Origin of the sequence: Enterobacter cloacae complex sp. P17RS, from assembly GCF_014895885.1 — a bacterium.
Classification (GTDB): Bacteria; Pseudomonadota; Gammaproteobacteria; order Enterobacterales; family Enterobacteriaceae; genus Enterobacter; species Enterobacter bugandensis.
This window is the reverse complement of sequence record NZ_JADBQK010000006.1, coordinates 18,619-34,623: the sequence shown is the minus strand read 5'-3', so window position 1 is coordinate 34,623 and position 16,005 is coordinate 18,619. Positions and strand designations below refer to the sequence as shown.

Below are 16,005 nucleotides of genomic sequence, written 5' to 3'. Positions count from 1 at the left end.
ATGGCAGATTACCAGGGTAAAAAAGTCGTTATCATCGGGTTAGGCCTCACTGGCCTCTCCTGCGTGGACTTTTTCCTTGCGCGCGGCGTGACGCCGCGCGTGATGGATACGCGTGTCTCTCCGCCGGGTCTGGACAAGCTGCCGGAACAGGTTGAACGCCACCTTGGTGGTCTGAATGATGACTGGCTGCTGGCAGCCGATCTGATTGTCGCCAGCCCGGGTATGGCGCTGGCGCACCCTTCACTGAGCGCTGCTGCGGATGCGGGCGTTGAGATTGTCGGCGATATCGAGCTGTTCTGCCGCGAAGCGCAGGCGCCGGTTATTGCGATCACCGGTTCTAACGGCAAAAGCACCGTCACTACCCTGGTGGGTGAAATGGCGAAAGCCGCGGGCATGAACGTAGGGGTAGGCGGCAATATCGGTCTGCCCGCGCTGATGCTGCTGGACAAAGGCTGCGAGCTGTACGTTCTGGAACTTTCCAGCTTCCAGCTTGAAACCACCTCCAGCCTGCATGCGGCGGCGGCAACGATCCTCAACGTGACGGAAGATCATATGGATCGGTATCCGTTTGGTCTGCAGCAGTATCGCGCGGCCAAGCTGCGTGTTTACGAAAATGCCAAAGTTTGCGTGGTTAACGCCGACGACGCGCTGACCATGCCGGTGCGCGGCGCGGACGAGCGCTGCATCAGCTTTGGTATCACCATGGGTGATTATCATCTGAACCGCCAGCTGGGCGAAACCTGGCTGCGCGTGAAAGGTGAAAAGGTGCTGAACGTGAAGGAGATGAAGCTTTCCGGCCAGCACAACTATACCAATGCCCTGGCGGCGCTGGCGCTGGCAGATGCCGTAGGGCTGCCGCGCTCTTCCAGCCTGAAAGCGTTGACCACGTTTTCCGGCCTGGCACACCGTTTCCAGCTGGCGCTGGAGCATAACGGCGTGCGCTGGATTAACGACTCCAAAGCGACCAACGTGGGAAGCACAGAGGCCGCGCTGAACGGTCTGCACGTTGACGGCACCCTGCATCTTCTGTTGGGTGGCGACGGCAAATCTGCTGATTTCTCCTCCCTGAAACAGTACCTCACCGGCGATAACATCCGCCTGTACTGCTTTGGCCGTGACGGCAGCGAGCTGGCTGAACTACGCCCGGAAGTTGCTGAGCAAACTGAAACGATGGAACAGGCGATGCGCCTGATTGCCCCGCGCGTGCAGCCTGGCGACATGGTTTTGCTCTCCCCGGCGTGCGCCAGCCTCGATCAGTTTAAGAATTTCGAACAGCGTGGCGATGTCTTTACCCGCCTTGCGAAGGAGTTAGGCTGATGCGTTTATCTCTCCCTCGCCTGAAAATGCCGCGCCTGCCAGGATTTGGAATTCTGGTGTGGCTGTTTGCGGCGCTGAAAGGCTGGGTGATGGCTTCACGGGATAAAGATTCCGATAGCCTGATTATGTACGACCGCACCCTGTTCTGGCTGACGCTGGGGCTGGCGGCGATCGGCTTTATCATGGTGACCTCAGCCTCTATGCCCGTTGGACAGCGTCTGGCGAACGATCCCTTCCTGTTCGCCAAGCGTGACGGGCTGTACATCATTCTGGCGTTCTGCCTGGCGCTGGTAACGCTTCGTCTGCCGATGGCGTTCTGGCAGCGCCACAGTACCGCGATGCTGATCGCCTCCATTATCATGCTGCTGATCGTGCTGGTTGTCGGGAGCTCCGTTAACGGGGCATCACGCTGGATCGCCTTCGGCCCGCTGCGTATTCAGCCTGCGGAGTTCACCAAGCTTTCGTTATTCTGCTACCTGGCAAACTACCTGGTGCGAAAAGTCGATGAGGTGCGTAACAACCTTCGCGGCTTCTTAAAGCCGATGGGCGTCATTCTGGTGCTGGCGATCCTGCTGCTGGCGCAGCCTGACCTCGGGACCGTTGTCGTACTGTTTGTCACCACGCTGGCGATGCTGTTCCTGGCAGGGGCCAAGCTGTGGCAGTTCATCGCCATCATCGGGATGGGGATTTCAGCGGTGGTGCTGCTGATCCTCGCCGAGCCTTACCGTATCCGCCGCGTGACCTCGTTCTGGAACCCGTGGGAAGATCCGTTCGGTAGCGGTTACCAGCTGACGCAGTCGCTGATGGCGTTTGGCCGCGGTGAAGTCTGGGGGCAAGGCCTGGGCAACTCGGTGCAGAAACTGGAGTATTTACCGGAGGCGCACACCGACTTTATCTTCTCCATTATTGGGGAAGAACTGGGTTATATCGGTGTGGTATTAGCGCTTTTAATGGTATTCTTCGTCGCTTTCCGCGCCATGTCGATTGGCCGAAAAGCGCTGGAGATCGATCACCGCTTCTCAGGCTTCTTAGCCTGCTCAATTGGTATCTGGTTTAGCTTCCAGGCACTGGTTAACGTCGGGGCCGCAGCGGGTATGCTGCCGACCAAAGGTCTGACGTTGCCGCTGATCAGCTATGGTGGTTCGAGCCTGTTGATCATGTCGACGGCCATTATGTTTTTGTTACGCATAGATTATGAGACGCGTCTGGAGAAAGCCCAGGCGTTTACACGAGGTTCACGATGAATCAACCGAAGCGGTTAATGGTGATGGCAGGTGGTACCGGTGGACACGTGTTCCCGGGGCTGGCGGTTGCGCACCATTTAATAGAGCAGGGCTGGCAGGTACGCTGGCTGGGAACCGCAGACCGCATGGAAGCCGACCTGGTACCGAAGCACGGTATTGAGATCGACTTTATTCGTATTTCCGGCCTGCGAGGCAAAGGCCTCAAGGCCATGCTGCTGGCGCCGGTGCGTATTTTTAACGCCTGGCGTCAGGCGCGCACCATCATGAAGCGCTTTAAGCCCGATGTGGTGCTGGGTATGGGCGGCTATGTTTCTGGTCCCGGCGGGCTGGCCGCGTGGTCATTAGGCATTCCCGTTGTTCTGCACGAGCAGAACGGTATTGCCGGTCTGACCAACAAGTGGCTGGCGAAAATCGCCACCAAAGTGATGCAGGCGTTTCCCGGCGCGTTTCCGAAAGCGGACGTGGTGGGTAACCCGGTGCGCGTCGACGTGCTGGCGCTGCCTCTACCGGATGCCCGCCTGGCGGGACGTGAAGGCCCGGTTCGTGTTTTGGTCGTTGGTGGTTCTCAGGGTGCGCGCATTCTGAATCAGACAATGCCGCAGGTGGCGGCAAAGCTGGATGATGCCGTGACTATCTGGCACCAAAGCGGTAAAGGCGCTCAGCAGACCGTTGAGCAGGCGTACGCTGATGAAGGCCAGCCGCAGCATAAAGTGACGGAATTTATTGACGATATGGCCGCAGCCTATGCCTGGGCCGATGTCGTGGTCTGCCGCTCTGGCGCGCTGACGGTGAGCGAAATCGCCGCCGCCGGCTTGCCAGCGCTGTTCGTGCCGTTCCAGCACAAAGACCGACAGCAGTACTGGAACGCGCTGCCGCTTGAGAAAGCCGGCGCGGCGAAAATTTTTGAGCAGCCACACTTTACCGCCGATGCGGTCGCCACCACCCTGGCGGGCTGGAACAGAGACGCACTGCTGGAGATGGCGCAGCGCGCGCGCGCTGCCTCTATCCCGGATGCGACAGAACGGGTGGCAAAAGAAGTGAGCCTGGCAGCCCAGGCTTAACCCTCGCAGCGCGTGTTGCGCTGCACGAATTTTAAGTAGTCGATGGCGTTTAGAGAATGAATACACAACAACTGGCAAAACTGCGTTCAATCGTGCCCGAGATGCGTCGCGTCCGGCACATTCACTTTGTTGGCATCGGTGGTGCCGGCATGGGCGGTATTGCCGAAGTGTTAGCTAACGAAGGCTATCAGATCAGCGGGTCTGACCTGGCGCCAAACCCTGTCACGCAGCAGCTGGCGTCGCTTGGGGCGACTATCTATTTCAACCATCGCCCGGAAAACGTGCGCGATGCAAGCGTGGTGGTGGTATCGAGCGCCATCTCCTCTGACAATCCGGAAATCGTTGCTGCGCACGAAGCGCGCATTCCGGTGATCCGCCGCGCAGAAATGCTGGCGGAACTGATGCGGTTCCGTCACGGCATTGCGATTGCCGGTACCCACGGTAAAACCACGACCACGGCGATGGTTTCCAGCATTTATGCGGAAGCGGGTCTCGATCCGACGTTTGTCAATGGCGGTCTGGTGAAAGCCGCAGGCGTGCATGCGCGTCTGGGCCACAGCCGTTATCTGATTGCGGAAGCGGATGAGAGCGACGCGTCGTTCCTGCACCTGCAGCCGATGGTGGCGATTGTCACCAATATCGAAGCTGACCATATGGATACCTACCAGGGCGACTTCGAAAACTTAAAGCAGACCTTCATCAACTTCCTGCACAACCTGCCGTTTTATGGCCGCGCGGTGATGTGCGTGGACGACCCGGTGATCCGCGAGCTGCTGCCGCGCGTCGGTCGTCAAATCACCACCTACGGCTTCAGCGAAGACGCTGACGTCCGCGTGGAAGAGTACAAACAGATTGGTGCGCAGGGGCATTTCACTCTGGCGCGTCAGGACAAAGAGCTGCTGCACGTCACGCTGAATGCGCCAGGGCGCCATAACGCACTTAACGCCGCAGCGGCAGTGGCTGTTGCGACGGAAGAAGGCATTGATGATGAGGCGATCCTGCGTGCGCTGGAAAGCTTCCAGGGGACGGGGCGTCGCTTCGACTTCCTCGGCGAGTTCCCGCTGGATGCGGTGAATGGTAAGCCAGGTACCGCGATGCTGGTGGACGACTACGGTCACCATCCGACGGAAGTGGACGCGACCATCAAAGCCGCACGCGCGGGCTGGCCGGAGAAGAATCTGGTGATGATCTTCCAGCCGCACCGCTTCACGCGTACCCGCGATCTGTATGACGATTTCGCCAGCGTGCTGTCACAGGTGGATACCCTGCTGATGCTGGATGTTTACGCCGCCGGCGAAACGCCAATTCCAGGCGCAGACAGCCGTTCCCTGTGTCGTACCATCCGCGGGCGCGGTAAAGTTGACCCTATTCTGGTTTCTGACCCGGCACAGGTGGCGGAGATTCTGGCACCGGTCCTGACCGGTAACGATCTCATCCTGATTCAGGGTGCGGGAAATATCGGCAAGATCGCCCGTACCTTAGCTGAAATCAAACTGAAGCCGCAAACCCAGGAGGATGAGCATCATGGCTGATAAGATTGCAGTCCTCTCTGGCGGCAACTCCGCCGAGCGCGAGGTTTCTCTGAATTCCGGCGCTGCCGTGCTGGCGGGCCTGCGTGAAGGCGGCGTAAACGCACATATTGTCGATCCAAAAGAGGTCGACGTGACGCAATTAAAAGCGATGGGCTTCGATAAGGTCTTTATCGCGTTACATGGTCGTGGCGGTGAAGACGGAACCCTGCAAGGGCTTCTGGAGCTGATCGGCCTGCCTTACACCGGCAGCGGCGTGATGGCATCCGCCATCTCTATGGATAAACTGCGCAGTAAGTTACTCTGGCAGGGAGCGGGTTTACCCGTTGCGCCGTGGGTGGCGCTGACGCGCGGCGAATTTGAATTGGGCCTGTCGGACAGCGTTAATACACGCATTGCGGCACTGGGCTTACCGGTTATTGTAAAGCCGAGCAGGGAAGGGTCGAGCGTCGGGATGTCAAAGGTCGATAAAGCTGAAGATTTAACATCTGCTTTAGCGCTGGCATTTCAACATGATGAAGAAGTTCTGATTGAAAAATGGCTCAGCGGGCCGGAATTTACCGTCGCGATGCTTGGCGAAGAAATTTTACCGTCAATTCGCATCCAACCCGCCGGAGTCTTCTATGATTATGAGGCGAAGTATCTCTCTGATGAGACGCAATATTTCTGCCCTTGTGGTCTTGAAGCAGAGCGCGAAGCCGAATTACAGTCCCTGGTGCTTAAAGCCTGGAATGTTTTGGGCTGCAGCGGCTGGGGACGCATTGATGTGATGCAGGACAATGACGGGCAGTTTTATCTGCTGGAAGCCAATACCTCACCGGGAATGACCAGCCACAGCCTTGTGCCGATGGCGGCGCGTCAGGCGGGAATGAGCTTCTCGCAGTTAGTCGTACGTATTCTGGACCAGGCGGGCTGATATGTCTCAGGCTGCATTGAACACGCGCAACCGCGATGACGAAGAAGAATACACTTCTTCACGCCGGAGTAATGGAACGCGTCTTGCAGGGATAATTTTCCTGCTCGGGGTGCTGTGCACCGTGTTTATCAGCGGCTGGATGGTGCTGGGCTGGATGGAAGACGCACAGCGGTTGCCGCTGTCAAAGCTGGTGGTGACCGGCGAGCGTCACTACACGCGTAACGATGATATTCGCCAGTCTATTCTGGCGCTGGGATCGCCCGGCACCTTTATGACGCAGGACGTCAATATTATCCAGAGCCAGATTGAACGTCTGCCATGGATAAAACAGGCGAGTGTCAGAAAACAATGGCCTGATGAATTGAAGATTCATCTGGTTGAATATGTGCCCATTGCGCGTTGGAATGATCAGCACATGGTTGACGTAGATGGAAATTCCTTCAGCGTCCCGAGCGATCGTGTCAACAAGCAAAATTTACCGATGTTGTATGGCCCTGAAGGCAGCGAAAACGAAGTATTGCAGGGTTTTCGTGAAATGGGGCAGGTGCTGGCGAAGGACAGGTTTACGTTAAAAGATGCTGCGATGACGGCGCGCCGCTCCTGGCAGCTGACGTTGACGAACGGCATTAAGCTCAACCTGGGACGCGGCGACACAATGAAACGTCTTGCGCGTTTTGTAGAACTTTACCCGGTTTTACAACAGCAGGCGCAGGCGGACGGCAAACGGATAAGCTACGTTGATTTGCGCTATGACTCAGGCGCAGCAGTCGGTTGGGAGCCGGCTCCGGTCGAGGAACCTAATCAGCAACAGAATCAGGCACAGGTACAGGCAGAACAACAATGATCAAGGCGACGGACAGAAAACTGGTAGTTGGACTGGAGATTGGCACCGCGAAGGTTGCCGCTTTAGTAGGGGAAGTTCTGCCCGACGGTATGGTCAATATCATTGGCGTGGGCAGTTGCCCGTCCCGTGGTATGGATAAAGGTGGGGTAAACGACCTTGAGTCGGTGGTGAAATGCGTACAGCGCGCCATCGACCAGGCTGAATTAATGGCAGATTGCCAGATTTCTTCTGTCTATCTGGCCCTTTCTGGCAAGCACATTAGTTGCCAGAACGAAATCGGTATGGTGCCGATTTCTGAAGAAGAAGTGACGCAGGAAGACGTTGAAAACGTTGTGCATACGGCGAAGTCCGTGCGCGTTCGCGATGAGCATCGCGTGCTGCACGTGATCCCGCAGGAATATGCGATTGACTACCAGGAAGGGATCAAGAACCCGGTTGGTCTGTCTGGCGTGCGTATGCAGGCAAAAGTGCACCTGATCACATGTCACAACGATATGGCGAAGAACATCGTAAAAGCCGTTGAACGTTGTGGCCTGAAAGTTGACCAACTTATTTTCGCCGGTCTGGCGGCAAGTTATTCCGTGCTGACCGAAGACGAACGTGAACTGGGTGTCTGTGTGGTGGATATCGGTGGTGGTACAATGGACATGGCCGTGTATACCGGCGGTGCGCTGCGCCACACCAAAGTGATCCCTTACGCAGGGAACGTTGTGACCAGCGATATTGCTTACGCTTTTGGTACGCCACCGAGCGATGCAGAAGCGATTAAAGTACGCCACGGCTGTGCGCTGGGGTCTATCGTTGGTAAAGATGAGAGCGTTGAGGTGCCGAGCGTGGGTGGCCGTCCGCCGCGTAGCCTGCAGCGCCAGACGTTGGCAGAGGTAATTGAGCCGCGCTATACCGAGCTGCTCAACCTGGTCAACGAAGAGATTTTACAGCTTCAGGAACAGCTTCGTCAGCAGGGTGTTAAGCATCATCTTGCGGCGGGGATTGTATTAACCGGCGGTGCAGCGCAAATTGAAGGTCTTGCGGCCTGCGCTCAGCGCGTGTTCCATACGCAGGTGCGTATTGGTGCGCCGCTGAATATTACCGGTTTAACGGATTATGCTCAGGAGCCGTACTATTCAACGGCTGTGGGCCTGCTTCACTACGGGAAGGAATCTCATCTCAGTGGTGAAGCGGAAGTGGAAAAACGCGTCTCAGTGGGGTCGTGGGTCAAACGACTGAACAACTGGCTGCGAAAAGAGTTTTAATTTTTTAAAGAGACCGGAGAGAATTAGCGGTCTCGGGCGACAGGCACAACGGAGAGAGAAATTATGTTTGAACCTATGGAACTGACCAACGACGCGGTGATTAAAGTCATCGGCGTCGGTGGCGGCGGCGGTAACGCCGTAGAGCATATGGTGCGTGAACGCATTGAAGGTGTTGAATTCTTCGCAGTTAACACCGATGCGCAGGCACTGCGTAAAACGGCAGTAGGCCAGACTATCCAGATCGGCGGTGGCATCACCAAAGGGCTGGGCGCTGGGGCTAACCCGGAAGTCGGTCGCAACGCGGCCGAAGAAGATCGTGAAGCCCTGCGTGCTGCACTGGAAGGTGCGGACATGGTCTTCATTGCAGCAGGCATGGGCGGCGGTACCGGTACCGGTGCAGCACCTGTTGTCGCTGAAGTAGCTAAAGATTTAGGTATCCTGACCGTTGCTGTCGTGACCAAGCCTTTCAACTTCGAAGGCAAAAAGCGTATGGCCTTCGCGGAACAGGGTATCACCGAGCTGTCCAAGCATGTGGACTCGCTGATCACCATCCCGAACGACAAGCTGCTGAAAGTTCTGGGTCGTGGTATCTCCCTGCTGGACGCCTTCGGCGCAGCAAACGACGTGCTGAAAGGCGCGGTCCAGGGTATCGCAGAACTGATTACCCGTCCTGGCCTGATGAACGTTGACTTTGCAGACGTTCGCACCGTGATGTCCGAAATGGGCTACGCGATGATGGGCTCTGGCGTGGCGAGCGGCGAAGACCGTGCGGAAGAAGCGGCTGAAATGGCGATCTCTTCTCCACTGCTGGAAGATATCGATCTGTCCGGTGCGCGCGGCGTGCTGGTCAACATTACCGCTGGCTTTGACCTGCGTCTGGATGAGTTCGAAACCGTGGGTAATACCATCCGCGCGTTCGCTTCTGACAACGCGACCGTGGTAATTGGTACTTCCCTTGACCCGGAAATGAACGACGAGCTGCGTGTTACCGTTGTTGCGACCGGTATCGGTATGGACAAGCGTCCTGAGATCACCCTCGTGACCAACAAGCAGACTCAGCAACCGGTAATGGATCGTTACCAGCAGCACGGTATGTCTCCTCTGACTCAGGAGCAAAAACCGGCCGCGAAAGTGGTGAACGACCCAACGCCGCAAACGGCAAAAGAGCCAGATTATCTGGACATCCCGGCGTTCCTGCGTAAGCAAGCTGACTAAGAATTGGCTGGAATTTGGGGATTTGCGCTCTTTGTGCTAAACTGGCCCACCGTTAGTGATATACACTCTCGGTTGGATAGTTAATTTGGCGAGATTATACGATGATCAAACAAAGGACACTTAAACGTATCGTTCAGGCGACGGGTGTCGGTTTACATACCGGCAAGAAAGTCACACTGACGTTACGCCCTGCGCCGGCCAATACCGGGGTCATCTATCGTCGCACCGACTTGAATCCACCGGTAGATTTTCCGGCCGATGCCAAATCTGTGCGTGATACAATGCTCTGTACTTGTCTGGTGAACGAGCATGACGTGCGGATTTCTACCGTAGAGCACCTGAACGCCGCCCTGGCGGGTCTGGGTATCGACAACATTATTGTTGAAGTCGATGCGCCAGAAATCCCGATTATGGATGGTAGTGCTGCGCCGTTCGTTTATCTGTTGCTGGATGCCGGCATCGAAGAACTGAACTGTGCGAAGAAATTTGTTCGCATCAAAGAGACCGTTCGCGTCGAAGATGGCGACAAGTGGGCTGAATTCAAACCGTACAATGGTTTCTCGTTGGACTTTACCATCGACTTTAACCATCCGGCGATTGATTCCAGCACCCAGCGCTACGCGATGAACTTCTCTGCTGATGCGTTTATGCGCCAGATCAGCCGCGCACGTACGTTTGGCTTCATGCGTGATATCGAATATCTGCAGTCCCGCGGCCTGTGCCTGGGCGGCAGCTTCGATTGTGCCATCGTTGTTGACGATTATCGCGTACTGAACGAAGACGGCCTGCGTTTTGAAGATGAATTCGTTCGTCACAAAATGCTGGATGCGATCGGCGACCTGTTCATGTGTGGTCACAACATCATTGGTGCATTTACCGCGTTCAAATCCGGTCATGCACTGAACAACAAATTGTTGCAGGCCGTCCTGGCAAAACAGGAAGCCTGGGAATATGTGACCTTTGAAGACGAAGCGGAACTGCCGCTGGCGTTCAAAGCACCGACTATGGTCCTGGCGTAACGGTTAACGCCGTATCGTAAGAAAAGCGACTGGTTCACCTGGTACTCTCTCCGACCAGGGAAGCCAGTCGTTTTTATTTCTGCCCTTCTTTGATTTGCCCCTCTACTCCCTGGCCATTGTCGGGTGCCGAATAACGGTGTGTTCGCTGCATTATTGACCGTTTTTACCTGCTGCAAGGTGTCATTCCTGCTGCTGCGTATTGGCTTTAGTGGTAATATCTGGGCGCTAAAAAAGAATAATTGAACTCAGCCTGCACTGGCGGGCGATTGTGGTGGAGCAAGTGAGCGGAATACTGACGCGCTGGCGACAATTTGGCAGACGTTACTTCTGGCCGCATCTCTTATTAGGGATGGTCGCGGCGAGTTTCGGCTTGCCTGCGCTCAGCAACAGTGCGGAAGCGGCGACGCCAGCACGTTCCACGACAACTAAACACGATCTCTCGACGCGGGTTAACTTTACTAATCTCGCGTGGCTTGAAGCCAGCCGTCGTCCTAATTTCTCCGTTGATTACTGGCAGCAGCACGCCATCCGCACGGTTATTCGTCATCTGTCGTTCGCGATGGCGCCGCAGACGATGCCTGTTGCTGAAGAATCGCTGCCGGTTCAGGCTCAGCATCTTGCCCTGCTCGATACGCTTAATGCGCTTCTGACGCAGGATAACCAGCCGCCCGTGACCGTGAGTCAGACGGCGCAAACCTGGTTTGTTCCTCCTGTATCATTCTCTGTTTCAACCTGGATTAGCCAGGTTCACGGCATCCGTGCCGGGCCTCAACGCCTCAGCTAAATTAACCTTTTTCAATACCTTAATTTATCTGCCCGTCTGGGGCGTTTGAGAATTTATTATGCTAATCAAATTATTAACCAAAGTTTTTGGTAGTCGTAACGATCGTACCCTGCGCCGTATGCGCAAAGCTGTAAACATCATCAACGGTATGGAACCGGCGATGGAGAAGCTCTCTGATGATGAGCTGAAGGCGAAAACCGCGGAGTTCCGCGCACGCCTGGAAAAAGGCGAAACCTTAGAGAGCCTGATCCCGGAAGCTTTCGCCGTTGTGCGTGAAGCGAGTAAACGTGTGTTCGGCATGCGTCACTTCGACGTTCAATTGCTGGGCGGTATGGTGCTTAACGAACGCTGCATCGCGGAAATGCGTACCGGTGAAGGTAAAACCCTGACCGCAACGTTGCCGGCTTACCTGAATGCACTGACCGGTAAAGGCGTTCACGTCGTTACCGTCAACGACTATCTGGCCCAGCGTGATGCCGAAAACAACCGTCCGCTGTTCGAATTCCTCGGCATGACCGTCGGCATCAACATGTCCGGACTGCCGGCACCCGCCAAGCGCGAAGCCTACAACGCAGACATCACCTACGGAACCAACAACGAATACGGCTTCGACTACCTGCGCGACAACATGGCGTTCAGCCCGGAAGAGCGCGTCCAGCGTAAGCTGCACTATGCGCTGGTGGATGAGGTTGACTCCATTCTGATCGATGAAGCGCGTACCCCGCTGATCATCTCCGGCCCGGCCGAAGACAGCTCTGACATGTACCGTAAAGTCGACAAAATCATTCCACACCTGCTGCGTCAGGAGAAAGAAGACTCCGATACCTTCCAGGGTGAAGGCCACTTCTCCGTAGATGAAAAAGCGCGCCAGGTGAACCTGACCGAACGCGGTCTGGTGAAAATCGAAGAGCTGCTGGTGGCTGAAGGCATTATGGAAGAAGGTGAGTCTCTGTACTCTCCGAGCAACATCATGCTGATGCACCACGTGACCGCCGCGCTGCGCGCCCACGCGCTGTTCACCCGCGACGTTGACTACATCGTGAAAGACGGCGAAGTCATCATTGTCGATGAACACACCGGCCGTACCATGCAGGGTCGTCGCTGGTCTGATGGTCTGCATCAGGCCGTTGAAGCGAAAGAAGGCGTGGATATCCAGAACGAAAACCAGACGCTGGCATCCATCACCTTCCAGAACTACTTCCGTCTGTATGAGAAGCTGGCGGGGATGACCGGTACCGCAGATACCGAAGCGTTTGAATTCAGCTCCATCTACAAGCTGGATACCGTGGTGGTGCCAACCAACCGTCCGATGATCCGTAAGGATATGCCGGACCTGGTGTACATGACCGAAGCGGAAAAAATTCAGGCGATCATCGAAGATATTCGCGACCGTACTGCCAATGGTCAGCCGGTTCTGGTGGGGACCATCTCCATCGAGAAATCCGAGGTGGTTTCTAATGAGCTGACCAAAGCAGGCATCAAGCACAACGTTCTGAACGCCAAGTTCCACGCTAAAGAAGCGGACATTGTTGCTCAGGCGGGCTATCCGGGAGCCGTGACCATCGCCACCAACATGGCGGGTCGTGGTACCGATATTATGCTCGGCGGTAGCTGGCAGGCTGAAGTCGCTGAGCTGGAAAACCCAACGCCAGAGCAGATCGAGCAGATCAAAGCCGACTGGCAGGTGCGTCACGACGCGGTGCTGGCATCCGGTGGTCTGCACATCATCGGTACCGAGCGTCACGAATCTCGTCGTATCGACAACCAGCTGCGCGGCCGTGCGGGCCGTCAGGGTGATGCCGGTTCTTCCCGCTTCTACCTGTCTATGGAAGATGCGCTGATGCGTATTTTCGCCTCCGACCGCGTGTCCGGCATGATGCGTAAGCTGGGCATGAAGCCTGGTGAAGCCATTGAGCACCCATGGGTGACTAAAGCGATCGCTAACGCCCAGCGTAAAGTGGAAAGCCGCAACTTCGATATTCGTAAGCAGCTGCTGGAATATGATGACGTGGCCAACGATCAGCGTCGCGCGATCTACACCCAGCGTAACGAACTGCTGGACGTGTCCGACGTGAGCGAAACCATCAACAGCATCCGCGAAGATGTGTTCAAAGCCACCATCGACGCGCATATTCCACCGCAGTCTCTGGAAGAGATGTGGGACGTTGAAGGCCTGCAGGAACGTCTGAAAAACGACTTCGATCTCGATCTGCCAATCAAAGAGTGGCTGGACAAAGAGCCTGAGCTGCATGAAGAGACCCTGCGCGAACGTATCTTTGAAACCGCGCTGGAGGTTTATAAGCGTAAGGAAGAAGTGGTTGGCGCTGAGATGATGCGTCACTTCGAAAAAGGCGTGATGCTGCAGACGCTGGACTCCCTGTGGAAAGAGCACCTGGCGGCGATGGACTACCTGCGTCAGGGTATCCACCTGCGCGGCTATGCGCAGAAAGATCCGAAGCAGGAATACAAGCGTGAATCCTTCTCAATGTTTGCCTCTATGCTGGAGTCACTGAAGTACGAAGTGATCAGCACCCTGAGCAAGGTTCAGGTGCGCATGCCGGAAGAAGTGGAAGCGATGGAGCAGCAGCGCCGTGAAGAAGCTGAGCGTCTGGCGCAGATGCAGCAGCTGAGCCACCAGACTGACGAAAGCGAAGCCGCAGCAGCGATCGCCGCGCAGACCGGCGATCGTAAAGTCGGTCGTAACGATCCGTGCCCGTGTGGTTCCGGTAAAAAATACAAGGCGTGCCACGGCCGCCTGAGCTAAGAACATAACTAACTGAAAAGGCGCAGATATCTGCGCCTTTTTTATGGAAGTGACGCTATGAAAATACTGCAAATTGCCGTCGGGATTATTCGCAACCCGCAAAACCAAATCTTCATCACTCAGCGCGCTGCTGACGCCCATATGGCGAACAAGTGGGAGTTTCCGGGCGGGAAAATCGAATCAGGAGAAACGCCGGAAGAGGCGCTGGTGCGTGAGCTGCAGGAAGAGGTGGGGATTACCCCGCTTGGCGCCACGCTGTTCGATAAGCTGGAGTATCAGTTTCCCGACAGGCACATCACGCTGTGGTTCTGGCTGGTGGAAAGCTGGGAAGGTGAACCCTGGGGAAAAGAGGGACAGCCGGGTAACTGGGTTGAACTTCAGGTCAGTGATGCCGACAAATTCCCGCCAGCCAATGAGCCTGTGATCCGCCGCTTAGCGACAAACATGTAGGCCTGCCGAACGAATCGCCAGCAGGCTTTGAACGTTACTGCTGGCTTTCGCTCCAGTCATCGCTATCCGAGAGGTCGCCTTCGCTCGGAATTCGTTTCTCTTCCGCCGCCCATTCGCCCAGATCAATGAGCTGACAGCGCTTGCAGCAGAACGGGCGAAACGGACTCACTTCTCCCCAGACGACAGTTTTCCCACAGGTTGGGCAGTTTACGGTGGTGACGTCAGACATTTGCACTCCTTAACAACAGGCCAGTTCAAAATCGAGGCGTTCCGGCACGGTGCCATTTTCACTGTCCAGCGGCATAAAGCGGATCGCGAAACGGCTTTTATGCCCGGAAATTTGCGGATAAAGCTGCTCGCCAAGCGACAAATTTAGACGCAGAAGATCGGCGTCGTCGCCGTTGTCCTGATAAAAACCGTTGAGACTGGTTTGCTTGCGGAACGGGGCAGAGTTACGCACAAGATCGAGGATCAGCGATAGCGTCTGATTCATCGGCTCCAGGCTACCCAGCCAGCTGTTTACCTGGCGATCGCGCTGTTCCTGCGGCATATGCAGCCACATATGCAGCGTTGGCAGATCAAAGCTACAGCAACCGCCCGGTATGCTCAGGCGCTGGCGCACCAGCGCTATCAAACGGTCTTCTCGTAAATATTGCCCAACGCGCGGCGCGGCCATCAGCGTCGTGCTGCTGTTTTTCAACTGCTGGCGTAAGGCGTCAATTCGACTTTGATCCACGCCCGGTACTTCGGCCCAGGCCTGTAATTTACGCTGCTGGCGCTCCAGCTCTTTCAACAGCTCCGTGCGGACATCGCCACGTTCAATCACATCCAGCAGATCGCCTACGTTGCGAAAGAAGTGCAACGCCGTGGCATGATCGTTAACAGGCAGATGTTGTGAAAGCTGTTGGATGAGAAATTCAATGCGCAGCCAGGTACGCATTTTTTCATTAAGCGGGTGCTCAAAAAGGATGTGAGTCGACATTATGGTTTTTCCTGTGCAACGGCCTGCGCGGCGAAGGTTAGATACTGCTCGTGCAGGCGGGCAACATCCGATGCAATGGCATCTGGTGCGCCGTTATTATCAATAACATCATCCGCAACGGCAAGGCGCTGAGCGCGAGTGGCCTGAGCGGCAAGAATTTGTTCAGCATGTTCACGCGAGACGTGGTCGCGCGTCATGGTTCGCTGGATTTGCGTCTCGGGTGTGACATCAATCACCAATACCCGATTAGCTTTCTTATGCAGCTGATTTTCTACCAGGAGCGGAACCACCCACAGGACATAGGGCGAGCGGGCTGCGGCTATCTGACGCTGAGTTTCCTGGTGGATAATGGGGTGGAGCAGGGCATTAAGCCAGGCTTTTTCCGCAGAATCGGAAAAAATATATTCGCGAAGCTGACGGCGGTTCAGTGTGCCATCGGCATTGATGATTGCCTGACCGAAATGGTCGGCGATGGCCTTTAGCGCGGGTGTATTGGGCTCTACCACCTGACGGGCAATAATATCAGCATCAATAATCGCGATGCCGAGACGAGAAAACGCGTCCGCAACGGTACTTTTGCCACTACCGATGCCGCCGGTTACTGCGACGATATACCCCATTAAATCA

15 protein-coding genes are annotated in these 16,005 nt (G+C 55.9%); 12 read left to right on the top strand and 3 right to left on the bottom strand.

What is annotated here, in order from left to right:
• The 12 genes from murD (at position 1) to mutT (ending at position 14,396) form a co-directional block, all read left to right on the top strand.
• Complete coding sequence (gene murD, locus IM265_RS05745) at positions 1 to 1,317, top strand: UDP-N-acetylmuramoyl-L-alanine--D-glutamate ligase (RefSeq protein ID WP_028015507.1); 1,317 nt, start codon at positions 1 to 3, stop codon at positions 1,315 to 1,317.
• Complete coding sequence (gene ftsW, locus IM265_RS05740) at positions 1,317 to 2,561, top strand: cell division protein FtsW (protein ID WP_028015508.1); 1,245 nt, start codon at positions 1,317 to 1,319, stop codon at positions 2,559 to 2,561. Before murD ends, ftsW begins: the two co-directional genes overlap by 1 nt.
• A complete protein-coding gene (gene murG / locus IM265_RS05735; RefSeq protein ID WP_193030244.1) occupies positions 2,558 to 3,622 on the top strand; it encodes an undecaprenyldiphospho-muramoylpentapeptide beta-N-acetylglucosaminyltransferase in 1,065 nt (354 codons plus the stop codon). Before ftsW ends, murG begins: the two co-directional genes overlap by 4 nt.
• A gap of 56 nt (positions 3,623 to 3,678) precedes the next feature.
• A complete protein-coding gene (gene murC, locus IM265_RS05730) occupies positions 3,679 to 5,154 on the top strand; it encodes a UDP-N-acetylmuramate--L-alanine ligase (protein ID WP_028015510.1) in 1,476 nt (491 codons plus the stop codon).
• Positions 5,147 to 6,067: a D-alanine--D-alanine ligase gene (locus IM265_RS05725; protein WP_041911244.1), complete on the top strand. Its 921-nt coding sequence runs from the start codon at positions 5,147 to 5,149 to the stop codon at positions 6,065 to 6,067. Before murC ends, IM265_RS05725 begins: the two co-directional genes overlap by 8 nt.
• Position 6,068: 1 nt before the next feature.
• Complete coding sequence (gene ftsQ / locus IM265_RS05720; protein ID WP_045259458.1) at positions 6,069 to 6,911, top strand: cell division protein FtsQ; 843 nt, start codon at positions 6,069 to 6,071, stop codon at positions 6,909 to 6,911.
• Positions 6,908 to 8,164, top strand: a complete 1,257-nt coding sequence (gene ftsA, locus IM265_RS05715) for a cell division protein FtsA (RefSeq protein ID WP_006173845.1) — start codon at positions 6,908 to 6,910, stop codon at positions 8,162 to 8,164. The genes ftsQ and ftsA overlap by 4 nt, the downstream gene beginning before the upstream one ends.
• Positions 8,165 to 8,227: 63 nt before the next feature.
• Positions 8,228 to 9,379, top strand: coding sequence for a cell division protein FtsZ (gene ftsZ, locus IM265_RS05710; protein WP_008501978.1), 1,152 nt, complete (start codon positions 8,228 to 8,230; stop codon positions 9,377 to 9,379).
• Between the two features lie 101 nt (positions 9,380 to 9,480).
• Positions 9,481 to 10,398: a UDP-3-O-acyl-N-acetylglucosamine deacetylase gene (gene lpxC, locus IM265_RS05705; RefSeq protein WP_006810110.1), complete on the top strand. Its 918-nt coding sequence runs from the start codon at positions 9,481 to 9,483 to the stop codon at positions 10,396 to 10,398.
• A gap of 280 nt (positions 10,399 to 10,678) precedes the next feature.
• On the top strand, positions 10,679 to 11,182 hold the full coding sequence (gene secM, locus IM265_RS05700) for a secA translation cis-regulator SecM (protein ID WP_028015513.1): 504 nt from the start codon (positions 10,679 to 10,681) through the stop codon (positions 11,180 to 11,182).
• 58 nt (positions 11,183 to 11,240) lie between these two features.
• Complete coding sequence (gene secA / locus IM265_RS05695; RefSeq protein WP_049137746.1) at positions 11,241 to 13,946, top strand: preprotein translocase subunit SecA; 2,706 nt, start codon at positions 11,241 to 11,243, stop codon at positions 13,944 to 13,946.
• A gap of 57 nt (positions 13,947 to 14,003) precedes the next feature.
• Positions 14,004 to 14,396 (top strand): 8-oxo-dGTP diphosphatase MutT, encoded by a 393-nt coding sequence (gene mutT / locus IM265_RS05690; RefSeq protein ID WP_028015515.1) that lies wholly within the window; start codon positions 14,004 to 14,006, stop codon positions 14,394 to 14,396.
• A gap of 34 nt (positions 14,397 to 14,430) precedes the next feature.
• On the opposite strand, the gene yacG is transcribed toward mutT, so the two are convergent.
• The 3 genes from yacG to coaE are packed head-to-tail and all read right to left on the bottom strand — an operon-like array spanning position 14,431 to position 15,998.
• Entirely contained in the window at positions 14,431 to 14,625 is a 195-nt protein-coding gene (yacG, locus tag IM265_RS05685; RefSeq protein WP_028015516.1) for a DNA gyrase inhibitor YacG, read from the bottom strand.
• 9 nt (positions 14,626 to 14,634) lie between these two features.
• Positions 14,635 to 15,378: a cell division protein ZapD gene (zapD, locus tag IM265_RS05680; RefSeq protein ID WP_028015517.1), complete on the bottom strand. Its 744-nt coding sequence runs from the start codon at positions 15,376 to 15,378 to the stop codon at positions 14,635 to 14,637.
• Complete coding sequence (gene coaE / locus IM265_RS05675; RefSeq protein WP_028015518.1) at positions 15,378 to 15,998, bottom strand: dephospho-CoA kinase; 621 nt, start codon at positions 15,996 to 15,998, stop codon at positions 15,378 to 15,380. Before coaE ends, zapD begins: the two co-directional genes overlap by 1 nt.
• Between the last annotated feature and the right edge of the window lie 7 nt (positions 15,999 to 16,005).